This is a genomic window from Eubacterium limosum (genome assembly GCF_000807675.2).
Taxonomy (GTDB): Bacteria; Bacillota; Clostridia; order Eubacteriales; family Eubacteriaceae; genus Eubacterium; species Eubacterium limosum.
Map to the genome: position 1 here is coordinate 134,504 of NZ_CP019962.1, position 13,462 is coordinate 147,965.

Annotated in this window: 10 protein-coding genes and 1 tRNA gene; 6 read left to right on the forward strand and 5 right to left on the reverse strand. The window is 42.0% G+C overall.

Features of this window, described 5'->3' with window-relative positions; genetic code table 11:
- Positions 1 to 58 precede the first annotated feature (58 nt).
- The 4 genes from B2M23_RS00660 to B2M23_RS00675 all read right to left on the reverse strand — a co-directional run bounded on the left by B2M23_RS00660 (position 59) and on the right by B2M23_RS00675 (position 8,899).
- A complete protein-coding gene (locus tag B2M23_RS00660; protein WP_038350877.1) occupies positions 59 to 7,159 on the reverse strand; it encodes an RICIN domain-containing protein in 7,101 nt (2,366 codons plus the stop codon).
- A 168-nt stretch (positions 7,160 to 7,327) separates the two neighbouring features.
- Complete coding sequence (locus B2M23_RS00665; RefSeq protein WP_052237049.1) at positions 7,328 to 8,062, reverse strand: peptidoglycan-binding protein; 735 nt, start codon at positions 8,060 to 8,062, stop codon at positions 7,328 to 7,330.
- Complete coding sequence (locus B2M23_RS00670; RefSeq protein ID WP_038350878.1) at positions 8,062 to 8,313, reverse strand: phage holin; 252 nt, start codon at positions 8,311 to 8,313, stop codon at positions 8,062 to 8,064. Before B2M23_RS00670 ends, B2M23_RS00665 begins: the two co-directional genes overlap by 1 nt.
- A 178-nt stretch (positions 8,314 to 8,491) precedes the next feature.
- Positions 8,492 to 8,899: a hypothetical protein gene (locus tag B2M23_RS00675; protein WP_038350879.1), complete on the reverse strand. Its 408-nt coding sequence runs from the start codon at positions 8,897 to 8,899 to the stop codon at positions 8,492 to 8,494.
- Positions 8,900 to 9,339: 440 nt separating this feature from the next.
- Between B2M23_RS00675 and B2M23_RS00680 the strand changes: the two genes are divergently transcribed.
- Entirely contained in the window at positions 9,340 to 9,708 is a 369-nt protein-coding gene (locus tag B2M23_RS00680; protein WP_052237050.1) for a tyrosine-type recombinase/integrase, read from the forward strand.
- Between the two features lie 88 nt (positions 9,709 to 9,796).
- Here B2M23_RS00680 and B2M23_RS00685 read toward each other — a convergent pair.
- Positions 9,797 to 9,873 (reverse strand) — tRNA-Pro (locus B2M23_RS00685).
- 107 nt (positions 9,874 to 9,980) lie between these two features.
- Here B2M23_RS00685 and B2M23_RS00690 point away from each other — a divergent pair.
- The 5 genes from B2M23_RS00690 to B2M23_RS00705 all read left to right on the forward strand — a co-directional run bounded on the left by B2M23_RS00690 (position 9,981) and on the right by B2M23_RS00705 (position 13,459).
- On the forward strand, positions 9,981 to 10,580 hold the full coding sequence (locus tag B2M23_RS00690; protein WP_052237051.1) for a secondary thiamine-phosphate synthase enzyme YjbQ: 600 nt from the start codon (positions 9,981 to 9,983) through the stop codon (positions 10,578 to 10,580).
- On the forward strand, positions 10,570 to 10,722 hold the full coding sequence (locus tag B2M23_RS21030) for a hypothetical protein (RefSeq protein ID WP_167617715.1): 153 nt from the start codon (positions 10,570 to 10,572) through the stop codon (positions 10,720 to 10,722). The genes B2M23_RS00690 and B2M23_RS21030 overlap by 11 nt, the downstream gene beginning before the upstream one ends.
- Before the next feature lie 18 nt (positions 10,723 to 10,740).
- Positions 10,741 to 11,220: a 23S rRNA (pseudouridine(1915)-N(3))-methyltransferase RlmH gene (gene rlmH / locus B2M23_RS00695; protein WP_038350880.1), complete on the forward strand. Its 480-nt coding sequence runs from the start codon at positions 10,741 to 10,743 to the stop codon at positions 11,218 to 11,220.
- 174 nt (positions 11,221 to 11,394) lie between these two features.
- A complete protein-coding gene (locus B2M23_RS00700) occupies positions 11,395 to 12,696 on the forward strand; it encodes a glutamate-5-semialdehyde dehydrogenase (protein ID WP_242945854.1) in 1,302 nt (433 codons plus the stop codon).
- A 67-nt stretch (positions 12,697 to 12,763) separates the two neighbouring features.
- Positions 12,764 to 13,459, forward strand: coding sequence for an HAD family hydrolase (locus B2M23_RS00705; RefSeq protein ID WP_038350881.1), 696 nt, complete (start codon positions 12,764 to 12,766; stop codon positions 13,457 to 13,459).
- The last annotated feature ends 3 nt before the right edge of the window (positions 13,460 to 13,462 follow it).

Genomic DNA, 13,462 nt, shown 5'->3' on the forward strand with positions numbered 1-13,462 from the left:
AAATTATTACTAATGGTTATCAATACACATCCATTGGTATTTTAGAACATACTAATTCTCAATCTTTCATCACCATGTCCTCTATTCCTTGCCCAGCAAGGCTCAACGCCCACCCGAGTCCAATTGCTGTAATGCCAAGTGCAACAACCGGAAGACCAAACGAAGCTGCAAAAGCAGTACCTAATGTTCCTAACGCAAGAACTCCAACATCAATAGCATTGGCTACTGTAATATTGAAAGTCTTATTATTTGTATTCCCATATGTCTCATAGTTTTGATATATGTCATTTCCAAAGAAAAATGCGCCATACACTCCAACTTTTGTTGCTGAAGCAATACTGTAATTTCGAATCACCGGAGCAGACGAATTCTTTATTGACTTTGCTACATCCCAAGATTCATCTAATGAATAAACAAAAGTACTCATAAAAAGCGGATCGTTCCCAATATCTGGTCTAGTATAATTACCTGTACTACTACCAGTATAGTGTGGCTGCGGATTCCTGATTGGTTGAAAAAAGTTTTGAACGCTTTGAATAATACCTCCAATCCACTGTTGCGCTTGATGAACTTTTTCACCAACCCAATTAGTGAATTGTTTCCACCAACGTCCACTTGGATCTTCACGATTAACGGGATTATTGCCACAGTACACAAAAAGGTTATAGGCTAGCGGGTCTCTATCATTTACACCCATAATTATATCAGGATTAATAAAGCGACCAACTTCAGGATCATAATAACGACTCTGCAAGTAGTAGAACCCTGTTTCATTATCATAGTAATAACCACGATACCGGAAAGGATTTTTTACGCCTATGGTATCTTTGAGACTGCCCGTCATGCTAATCAGTTTTCCCCATGAGTCATATAAATAGTTTACCACGATGTTGCCACTAGCGTCAACAATACTGATAATATCATTTTGAACATTGCGCACATAGTAATAATCACTATTATTATAATTAAAACCAAAGAGTCGGCTTGTTTCGTCATAATAGAAATCCAAACGATCTCCTGAATCTGTCATTTGAGTCACAATATTCTGACCATTCAAATAAAAATGTGTGGTAACCCCATCTGTACTTTTTTCAATGCGGGAGCCATCTGTCATATACTGATAAGATGTTGTCTTTCCTCCTATAGTGACAGAACCAAGCTCACGCCCTTTGTCCCAATGCAATGTCATTCCATTATAATAAGTCAGTGGATTACCGTTTGCATCGTATGTAATCGCCTGTCCATTATATTTGACTAATTTGTCCTTCCATACCGTATCATATTCGTAATTAATAAATGTACTTGCTGTCGGGTCTGATAGTGGAGAACTGGTCTTCTTCAACAGATTTCCTCCAACATCGTATTGATACGAAATGTTTTTACCAATATAATGGTTGGTTTCTTCTTTCAACTGATTTCTTAAATCATAGGTATAAGTTATCTTCAACACACCATTTTCTGAAACTGTTAAAATATTCCCTGCAACATCATAGGTGTAACTTAAAGTCGAAGCACCATTTGTCACGCTTTTCACTTTACTTGTCGTTAATCCGGCTCCGTCGCTTTCCTTCATCTGATATGTTGTCACAAAAGGTGTTGCTGTTTTTAATGTCCTTTTTAACCCTCGTGCAAGATCATCGTATGAGTAACTTACTTTGCTAATATCATTTACTTTGATTTCAGAGATAAGGTCTGGCAGCTGCTTTAATTCCGGATTGCCAAAGACATACTGAGTCTTAAATACTCTATCATCGACTTTATTTACCAGATAATTCACACGATTGTATTTATCATAAGACAATGCCAAACGTTGATTTTTAATGGTTGGACCCGAACGTTTTATCTCAATTAGACGTCCTGTTATATCGTATTCATATTCGTATAAACGACCTGTATTTCCATCTTCATCTTTAACAAGGTTCCCCATAGAATCATAGAAAGCGTTAAAGATGCAGCGACCCGGAGTATTACTCTGCCAAATAACACGTTGATACTTATCTGTAAAATTCAAGACATCTTGAAAGTTAGCATAGTAGGTCCTTGACAGATTTCCAACACCTTTTTCATAAGCATTAACAAGATACATCTGTCCGCCAAGATTGACTTTTGTCATATTCCCTAGTCCGTCATACTCAAACGTATAATCAAAGCCGTTATGTGTAATTTTTGTCAACGTATCTTTATCGTAAGCAAATTGGACTTCATCAAACGTTTTTTCGTCAATTTTTGTGCGTACTCTTTCTAAATTCTGACTCTCCGTATTATAGAAACGTTCAGTTAATTTTCCTCCTGTCTCTGCGACAGAGGTAAAATACTGATTCTTTGCATCGTAATTGTAAGTAACGGTGTTTCCATTAGGATCAGTCATCGTTTTTACCTGACTTTGATCATCGGTATATGTCACTTTAGAACGAACTACATCTGAAATTTCTTCCATTAAAAACTGTTGGGTTTCTGCACCTTGATCATTAAATACATCCAAATTCGTACCAATAGCATACGAACCACCTGCTACACCGAGCGTATTTAATCCACCATTATCAGCTTTCATATTCACACGATAGGTTCCATTACTATTTAGTGTGAATTTAAATTTTTTGCGATCATCATTTGTTTTGTCAGCCAAGGACATCTTATTGTCTGCCCCAATTTGAAGAACTTTACTTTCAATATGCAGTGGATGGATATAGAAATATCCAGCTTCATTCGGTACAGCCTCCAAACGGAATCGCTGATTGTCACCGCCATTTAAATGGCTCTGGACCACCAAGGTGCCATTATCTGTTCCAATATTATTTACATCCCAATACTGTCCGTCATGGCGTATTCTAATAAAATAACTTTTATTCACAGTAGGCGCATCTGATAGCGGTAAATCCAAATCTGCCGGTTCAAAATACCAACTCTGGTCAGGATGCTCATCCACGATACCTCGAATGTCAATATTTGTACCGGATTCCATATGCCCACCCTGATTAGTTAAAACACGTTTATCGTTCGTACATTTTGCTGCAATTTGATAGCTACCATCTGAAACAACTTTTAGTTTAAATCGCTGTGCATTTGAATTATTCCGATCATAGATTGCCGCATTGGCTCCATCTGCATCCTGGGCATTGGTGATATCCAAAACTCGGGTACTGCTGCACAATGGCTGAAGCATAATGTATCCTTCTTTGCCATCGATAACTTTCCATTTCTGGCTTACAGAGCCATTATAAGTATACTGCCATACGTTGGTATTATTCGTATCTGTGCCTCCACTCACATCCAAATATTTTCCAGATGTTTTCTGACGGATAAAATATACTCTTCCCGGGACAACCGAGCCTGAATTCCGTGTATGTTCCATTTTTGATTCAATCGGGTTACCTACCGCATCATGTTTGAAACGAGTGACAACGCCTTGGGCATTTCGAGCTAATTTTAAATTGTTTTTACTGTCATTCGCATATTCGAAAGCAGAACCATCTGGATTCACCATCCGTGTAATATTTGCATTGCCGTCATACGTAAAATGCGATGCCTTCGATGCGTTTTTAGATGATACCAATTCACCATTCGAATCATATACATAACTTTGACCATTATCTTTAATTAATTGGACACTGTCAAAGAATGCATAGTTATTGGTATCCGCAAAGAAAATATAGATATGAATCGCTGTGTATTTTCTTGTACTTCCAGGTATCCCGTCATCAGTAGAAACGACACCTCCAACATACTGCCATTCTGTAGAATATGGTGTAAAATCAAAATTAGTCCATTTAGGATCTCCTGATTCATAAAGTACAGCTGCTGAAATTCGGAACTCTTTTCCAGGGATTGGATTAGCACTCACGCGACAGCTTAAGTGAAAAACATCTCCTTGCTCACCGGACACATTAATGGCTTGGGAGAATGATTTTCTTCTTCCAAACTCACCGCCAATTCTTAGACAATATGCACCATCTTTATTTGAAGGGTTTGACGTATCTGGGTTGTTTGAGTACTTGATTCTTCCGTCTTTATCTGATGTTTCTCCTCCACCCCAATATTTAGGTGACATATCAGAATCGCCGGCAAGTTCAAAGCTCGGATTGTTAATTAAATTAAGTTTGTTCGCAATTCGAACACCTTTATCGATCTGGAATCCGTCAAACCAAGCGGTCCCAGTCGCATTGTTAACGCCGCCCATAATTTTGAATTTAGTTCCCGTTGTAGTATCTGCGACAAAATCTGTCTGAATACGCACCCATCCATCATTAATATTTGAGTCGGTCGTACCGACCACTGGTTTAGAAGTTTTTATGATTTTATTTGTACCATCATCATTAATTTTTACCACCATTAAAACTGCTCCAGCATTCGAACCACTACCTTCAATAATATTTTGTGTTTTTACATAAGCAGATAGCGTAAAGGATACATACTTCGATAAAATATCGACATCCTGTGCTGCTCCAGCCATTGAATTTGCCGTGGACTTTGTTACTTTGATGGAACGCTTATCCATAAATCCACAATCACTTACTCGATCAACACCATAGCTTAGTCCACTCACTAAAGCATAGAAATGCCAGGAGTCTGAAACATTTTCAAAGCATGGATTCTGAATGAGATTATGGGCTGTTGCCTGTGTTTTACCACTCGTATTTAATTTGTTATTATTCATATTTGAAGAATAGTAAGCATAAGCCGCCGCATTCCCGTCATCATCGATAACATTTAACGGTCTCCCAAGATTATCAAACTGATAGGTTGTGTAAAGGTTGTCCGCTTTCGTATCAAGTTTGCCGTCCTTACCACAACTTTCAAAGGTTGTTCGATTCCCATTTTTGTATGTAATGGCAATAGATTGTCCAGTTTCACTTCCATTAAATTCAGCTACTTTAGACACTCGCGGGACCTGCATATCACTTGAATAGCTGTATTCAATTGAATAGCCAGACGGCGCTGTCACTTTCTTTAGTTTATGTCCTTCGTAGGTAAACTGTGTAAAAGTCCCATCTGGATATGTAATTTTGACGAGATTACCACTGCCATCGTAAGCATAACTGGTGTTTCGTCCAAAAACATCAACAATTGCTTCCAATCGACTCATATCCGCATTGTAACGAAACTCGATAACTTTATCAGCCCCATCATGGACATTGCCAAGGAAATTCCCAGCACTGTTCGGTCCATAATTATAAGCAATTGTGTTACCATTTGGATCAATAACACGCCTTAAGTATCCCCAAACGTCAAATTTCATAATCGTCTTGTCTTTACAAGTTAACTGATGTTTGAGTTCTCCTTCGTCGATGGATTTATACTCGAGGGACATACCATCTTCGTCTTTATTTTCTTTTGTAATATAGTGTTTTGTTCCATCTTCGTCGGTATAAACATATGGACTGTCTGTAATCCCTGTACTGTCGATACGCTGCATTCCATTAATACGCCATCCATAGCCGAACCTTGATGCATTATTCGATTCTGAGAGGTTGTAGAAATGTTTGATCATTACCGGGGCACGACCTCCTGAAGTCTGTGCATCTAAATGTTCATATACTAAATTTCCATTAAAATCATTAACATGTCCTTTGCCGGCACGTCCAAGTTCCTGTTCGTGGTAGCTCCAGTAATTTTCTAATCCTGTCGCATTTTTATAGACAAAGAACCCAGTTGGATACTGTTCCACACCGCCAGGCATTCCTGCAACCCCAAAGTCAAAATTGCTGGTAAAGAACCTTGCCACAGCATCTCTACTTAAATCTTCATATCCACGAAGCATAATGCCGTTATTAATGCCGGTATCATACCACTTTCTTACCAAACGCGTTATATTAAAGTCTTTTGGTGTATAAGTTGTTGTATTACCAACAGTTACTGTGCTAACGTCCTGAAAATCTAAAGTGACATAGTCAGTCCCTGGCATGGTGTTCCAGGTTGTATCCGGCGACCATGCTCCTGTGGGTTCATAGGCAACAATCTTGAAAGATTGTTCTCCAATGGCTGAAAATTCATACTGCCATACCCTTAAAACAGCATTATAAATAATATCACCTGGATCTAACTTGGGTAACTGTTTGAACTTAATCAATGCGCGACAGGTTCCTTCTGCATAATTTCTGCCTACATTGAAAGAACCATAAGCTGATAATTGTCCAGAGTTAGGGAGTTTTGTACAAACAAAGGTATCGTCAATGTCATTTTGAGTTTTCTGGGTCTCAGTTACTGGATCAATGATGACTGGATAAACGCGTTCATCGGACAGTAGCCAGCTTTCATTTGGAATAATCGTTAAAACACTTGAATTATCACTAACTGTTGCCAATTGGTAAGACACATCCGTTGAAATCCGACCTTTTCCATCAATCATAAACGGTAAGGGATATGTAAAAACAACTTTTTTCTCAGGTCCACGTTCGATAAAATCGATTGTTCCATTTTCGCATTTTAACGCACTCAGTCCGTTATGTTTGATTTGAAAGCACAATACTGTGTCAGAAGCTGCTTTTTCTTTGATAATAATATTTTCTTTTATCTTATCGCCCTGTAAGACATACTGAATATCAACGTTTGGCCATACATTTGGGTAATATCCTTTGCTGATCGCCTTACGAATTGTCGTTTTTTCATTGTTGTATTCAGCAATATCTTTTTGCGTGTCCAGTGCCTTGGAAACAAGCGCTTTACGGGCAGTTTTAACACTGACAGGATTGTGTTGAATAACGAATGAAACAGACTCTTCATCTGAAGCCATTCTTGTTTTTGCTGACCTTTCGGCGGCCTCTTTAATGCCCCAGGACAAAACGAAATCATCCTTTTCAATTTGAACCATTTTATTTTTTTTCGCTTTTTTAGCGAATTTCACATGAACATTAGATTCTGTGTTTACATATACTTCTCCTAAATTTTCTGAAACATCTGATATTAAGGTATTGTCGAATTCTTTCCAAACTCCATTTTTTTCAAAATGTACAGGATCTTTGTAAACAGTCGCGATCATGCTGCCATCTTTTCTGCGAAAGCTTTTGCAATGAGCATTTCGTTTTTCTAGAATTTCACCTGTAATCGGTATTTCAACTTCCGGATTATACGCCGGTATTTCGTATTCTTTATTCAAAGGTCTATTCTGTTTTGATAAATCCTCTGAACTAAAAGGGATTAATCTTTCATTTAATTTTTTCATTGTATATTTTCCTTCTTTCTTATGAATTTAACTAGCAATGTGCACTTGCCAGTTAAAGAAGGACCGGTCCTCTGCTTTAGTTTTTAGCCTTATGCAGCGTCGGGCACTTTTTTGTAATTCTATTTTAGCCGAGTTTTTCTTCTTTGTCTGTGTGTAGTTTGTGTGTTGTTAATCATTCCATTGAAAATGCACAAAACTTTTGTCATAATAACGGATGGTTTTTAGTCCATACCTTTCTCCAGCGTCTGCCACCTCATCGACCGTGTAGCCATTGGCGGCATAGACGGCAATATCCGCCGCCCGCCCCAATTTATGGTATGAATCCGGGACACCACCTACTTCTTCATTAAGGATGTCACACCTTACGCCAGAAGTAACAACCAGAGGAATCCCTAGTTCTTTCCGAACGCACTCCAGCTTTTCAATAAGTGTCCGGTTCATCGGAACCGGAAAGCCGTCGCAATACTTGCCGCCACATTCACAGATAAATTCCTGCATATTGAAATGCTCAGTTACCTGTTCATTCGGATCAAAAGCCGGCGCCGGATCGGCTGTAGCATAGCCAAATAAGGCCGCTTCGGTGTTATAGCCTACGATGCCGTCAGCAACGAGTCCAAAATCGACCTGCAACGCCTTAACGGCTGCATCGGTCAAAGGACCTGGAAGACCATCCACCGGGCAGCCATATCCTTTTGCATTGAGTTGTGCCTGAATACCGCGCACCTGTTCAGAGAGATGCTCTGTGGTCACTGGACCCGCAATACCATCAGCTTCGATACCATACCCTTCTTGCGCACGTCGGACAGCCGCTTGGGTTTCTGGCCCATCCTGTCCATCAACAGTACCAGGCGCATAATTACAAAGTTTTAAAGCTTCTTGTACTTGTGTTAAAACCATTTCCATTATTTTTCACCTCCTTTCCCCTCTTTTTTCTTTTTTAGTACTTGTTCTGAGTCACCTATTTTAGGCGTAGTTGGATCGACAATGATTCCCATGGTGACAGCACAGATAACAGCTGCATTCAAAATTTTTTCAATTAATGGGACATTGAAGTCTACAGCAATAAATCCCTGAATATACTGCAAAACCAGCACTATCAAACCAATACAGGCGATCCAGAAAGCTTTGTTCCGTAATCGAATTTTAAAATTCACTTTTGAGACCACCTTCTTTCTTTATCGAATGCTTAATTTCAACCGCGATCTGTTCAGCTCTTTTCGATAAACTTATTATAGCAGCATTCTCATTAAAACGCTGTGCTTAGTTTGTGCTTTATTTTCTTTAAAATTAAAAAGAGCCAATTGGCTCTTTGGGGAAAGTGGGAGGATTGAATTATTTAGTTGATTGCTTCATCGTTTGATTGGCCTTTGCCGCGATGTGACGGATATACCCATAATCATATTCTAGTTCTTCAGCGATCTGCATCAAAGTTTTTCCAGTATAACGCTGCATATAAAAAACCTTTTTCTGAATGTTTTTTAATTTTGGAATAGCTTCCAAAATCACATGTAAGCTTTTATCGAGAAGCCGTTCCTGACGTAGTAGCTCTTCCAGTTCCTGATCAATCCCTCTTAAGCGACATAAAACAGAACGTTTTTTCCCTACCTCTGTATATGGTGTTTTTTCAGATAACTGCGTTAATTGTTCTTTAAGTCGTTCTAAACGTTTAATTTCTTCACGGATAATTGTCAATTCAGCATTTAGGCTAATTACATTATCATCTTTTTCCAATGCTTTCATATCCTCTCACCTTTCGAATAAACGTTCTTTTGTATTAAAACGTACGTTCTTTTCACGAAACAATCATACGCCTTTCGAAAGTGAAAGTCAATGGAATCTTTAGTATTGACAAATATTTACCCTAATTTAGATACTTTATTTTTAACTTTAAAATATATATTCTTATAAATTGTATGTTAAAGAATTTGATCTTTGCTTAAAGGATGTAATTAGAATTGACATTCGAATTAAACGAAAGTGCCAAAATAAAAATATTAGAAATTTTAAACTAGCACAGCCCGTACGATGAAACTGCATTTATTGCTACATATAAAATAGAGTTCAACAGATGCAGAACTATATGGCGGTACATATTTACCCGTTTGACAATGTTAGTATTCATGCATGTTTATTATTCAACACGCATTATCTCTTTACCAAAGCGTACTGAAGAACTTTTAATGGCTCATAAAGAAAGGCAAAAAATACAGCTTGCTAAATATAACATAACACAAGATAATGATACCCTCGTTTTTTGTACGGGTATCGGAACTCATCTTGAGCGGCAAAATGTTCTCAAAGAAGTCAAAGCTGTCTATAAAGAATGCGGCATCTTGAACGTCGACGGAAAAGTGGATAAGACCTTTCATGACTTAAGGCATACTTACGCGACGCGCCTGTTTGAACTGGGCGAACCTGCAAAGGTCGTTCAAGAGTTGTTAGGGCATTCTGATGTTTCCACAACGCTTAACATTTATACCCATGTTCTTGAGCGACAGAAAAAAAGAACGGCCTCAAAAATTGATCTCTTTTATGAAACAGACCTTTGAGCCAGATTTCTAACTGGTGTACAACTGGTGTACGCCGTCATTTTAGAAAAAAATAAAAGCCCTCAAAAGGGCTAAAACACTAACAAAATGGTCGGAGTGAGAGGATTTGAACCTCCGGCCTCATGGTCCCGAACCATGCGCTCTACCAAACTGAGCCACACCCCGATATTTTTATATTTTTGATTTGCAAACCAACAACAGTTATTGTAATATAGTCATAGATATTTTGCAAGCATATTTTTTAAAAATTTTAAAAAATTTAGGAGAAAAGCATGAAAATAATTGAAGCGGGCGTATCTGCCCCGGAAGGTTTAGCAGATATCACGGAACAGGTGCGGGAATACATCCGTGAGGTGCGTCTGAAAGACGGGTTTGTCCACATCCAGATTCCCGAACGCACCTGCGCGGTGACCATTACCATCAATGATGACTTCAATATTGACAAGGATTTTCTGAATAAAATCAACCGGTTCCTGCCCAAGTATAACGGCATGCAGTTTACAGGCTGGACCACCTCCAATGTCAAGGCCTCCCTTGTGGGGATGTCGGAGCAGGTGATGGTGGAAAGCGGCGAGCTGATCCTGGGCCTGCACCAGAGCATCTATATGGTTGAGTTCAACGGCCCCTCCACAGACCGTCGGATTTATCTCTCCCACATGGGCACCACACTGGCCGAGGGCGAAGAACCCAGACTCCCGCAGGTGCTGGAGGACCTATACGCTGCCGACCTGGCAAAGGAACAGGCCGAAAAAGAGGAACAGGACCGGATCATCGCGGAGATGCGGGCAGAGTATGCCGAGCGTATCCGCAAGCAAAAAGAGGAAGAAGCTGCCAGAGCCGCAGCAGAAAGTGAGCAGGAGGATGGCGAATAATAAAAATAATCCCACGAAAAAAACAAAGCAGAAGCAGACGAAGCAGAGCCACCAGAGCAACATTAAAAACAGCTACCGGATCGGCGCCCTGATCCTGGTGATCATCATCATTGTCAGTCTGCTGACCATGTACAGCTTTTAAGGAGCCTGTTATATAAGGATGAATATTAAAATCATTACAGTGGGCAAAATCAAGGAGAAATACCTGAGGATGGCCATTGATGAGTACAGCAAGCGGCTGGGAGCCTACTGCAGGCTGTCCATCATCGAGGTAAAGGACGAAAAAATTGAAGAGCGCTTCAGCGACGCCGAAAAGGCCAGGGCAGTGGCGCTGGAGGGCGAACGGATCGCCCGGCATCTAAAGGACAATGAAATCATCGCCGCGCTTAAGATCACCGGCAGGCAGCTGACCTCACCGGATTTCGCGAAAAAGATTGAGCATTACGGACTCCAGGGCAAGAGCAACCTGACCTTTATTATCGGCGGCTCCCTGGGACTGGCGCCGGAGATCGAGGCCCGCGCCCACTGGGATTTGTCCTTTTCAAAGATGACCTTCCCCCACCAGCTCTTCCGCGTCATGCTGCTGGAACAGGTTTACCGGGCGTTTAAGATTATAAAAAATGAAACCTATCATAAATGAAGCTGAATCCGATTTTTGAAAAAAATCGGCAGGGCAATGGAGCGTTAGCGGTTGCCCGATAACGAAGCGAACGCAGATGACGCGGAAATTATCCGATAAGGATGATAAGATTTCCGTGGAATCTGTGATCCTTAATGGAGACAATTCTCCATTGATTCAAGAAGGGAGTTAACCATGACCACCACTATGTTAGAACGAGGAAAAACAGCTAAAAAGGCGAGCATTCAGCTATCCGCCACAGATACACAGACGCGCAGCGCGGCCCTTACGGCCATTGCCGACGCGCTGGAAAAAAACCGCGCAGCACTGATCGCCGCCAACCAGAAAGATTACGAGCGCAGCGCATCCGAAAACCTGGCGGCGCCGCTGCTGGGCCGCCTGACATTTGACGACCATAAAATTGACGACGTGATCGACGGCATTCACAGCCTGACCCTGCTTGAAGACCCGCTGGGCGCTACCCGCATGGCTACCGAGCTGGACACCGGCCTGGAGCTCTACAAGATAACCTGCCCCATCGGTGTTGTTGGCATCATCTTTGAATCCCGTCCCGACGCTTTTGTCCAGATCTCCACCCTGTGCCTGAAAAGCGGTAACGCGGTGCTCTTAAAAGGCGGACGTGAAGCGCTGGAGACGAACCGCCTGCTGTGCAAGGTCATTTCGGAAGCCTCTGCCTCTGTGGGCATTCCGGACGGCTGGATTCAGAATCTTGAAAGCCGAGAGGACGTCAATGCCATGCTGGCCCTGGACGATTATATTGACCTTATTATTCCACGCGGCTCCAACAGCTTTGTGAAATACATCATGGATCACTCCAATATTCCAGTCATGGGCCACTCCGACGGGATCTGCCACGCCTATGTAGACGCCTCCGCCGATTCAGGCAAGGCTGTGAACATCGCGGTGGACGCCAAAACCCAGTACGTTTCGGCCTGCAACACCATCGAAACCCTGCTGGTGCACAAGGACATCGCCAGCGACTTTTTACCCAAACTGAAGGCCGGAATGGACCAGAAGCAAGTTCATCTGAAGGGCGATGACCGGGTGCGCGCCGTGATCGACGTCGAGGCTGCCACCGAGGACGACTGGTCCACCGAATACCTGGACTATATCCTTTCCATTAAGGTTGTCGACAGCCTGGAGGAAGCCATTGACCATATCAACACCTACGGCTCCGGCCACACCGATGTCATCGTAACTGAGGATGAGGCCCACGCGAAGAAATTCACGACCCTGGTCGATTCCGCAGGCGTCTACGTAAACTGCTCCAGCCGCTTTGCCGACGGTTTCCGCTACGGCTTCGGTGCTGAGGTGGGAATCAGCACCTCCAAGCTGCACGCCAGAGGCCCAGTGGGCTTAGACGGCCTGCTGAGCTATAAATACAAGCTCATCGGACACGGTGATATTGTAGGTGATTTCTCGGACGGAAAACGCAGCTTTACCCACAAGTCCCTGAACCAGGACTGTCCTCTGTAAATATAAAAAATTATAATTCTATTTTAAGAATCATTTAATATAATAACAGTAAGCAGAAAGGTTACACATGCAAAAGACATTTAAGGCCATCATTTTTGACTTCAACGGCACATTGTTTTTCGACTCGGACAAGCACGACGCGGCTTTTGACCGTTTTACGCTGGAGCAGTGCGGGCGGCACATTACGCCTGAGGAAATGCACGGCTTTTACGGTCAGACCAACGCCACCATCATTCCGGCCATTTTAAAGGACCGGGAGCTGACAGCAGAGGAGATCACCGCCTTTGGTGATTATAAAGAAGCGCTTTACCGGGAGCTTTGCCTGGAGGATACTGAAAACCTCCATCTGGTAAGCGGCGCCCCGGAGCTTCTTGACTGGATCTGCGCCTCGCAGATCCCTCACACCATTGCCAGCAGCTCAGAGCTTGCCAACATGGCGTTCTTTTTTAAGACCTTTGCCCTTGGCAGATGGTTCGATTTTGACGCCACCGTTTTTGATAACCACACTTTTCCGGGAAAGCCCTCCCCGGATATTTACCGTCTGGCGGCTGAAAAGCTCGGTGTCTGTCCTGAGGCGTGCATTGTGGTGGAAGACGGCCTTTCCGGTATCCAGTCTGCCCATGCGGCCGGTATCGGCCATATCATTGCCATCGCGGCGCCGGAGCGTCATGATTATTTCATGCAGGTACCTGGCGTGAACGCGGTGATTTCAAATTATCATGAGTTTGACCGTTCGCTATTAGAGCGGCCAGTGAAGGAGTAATAA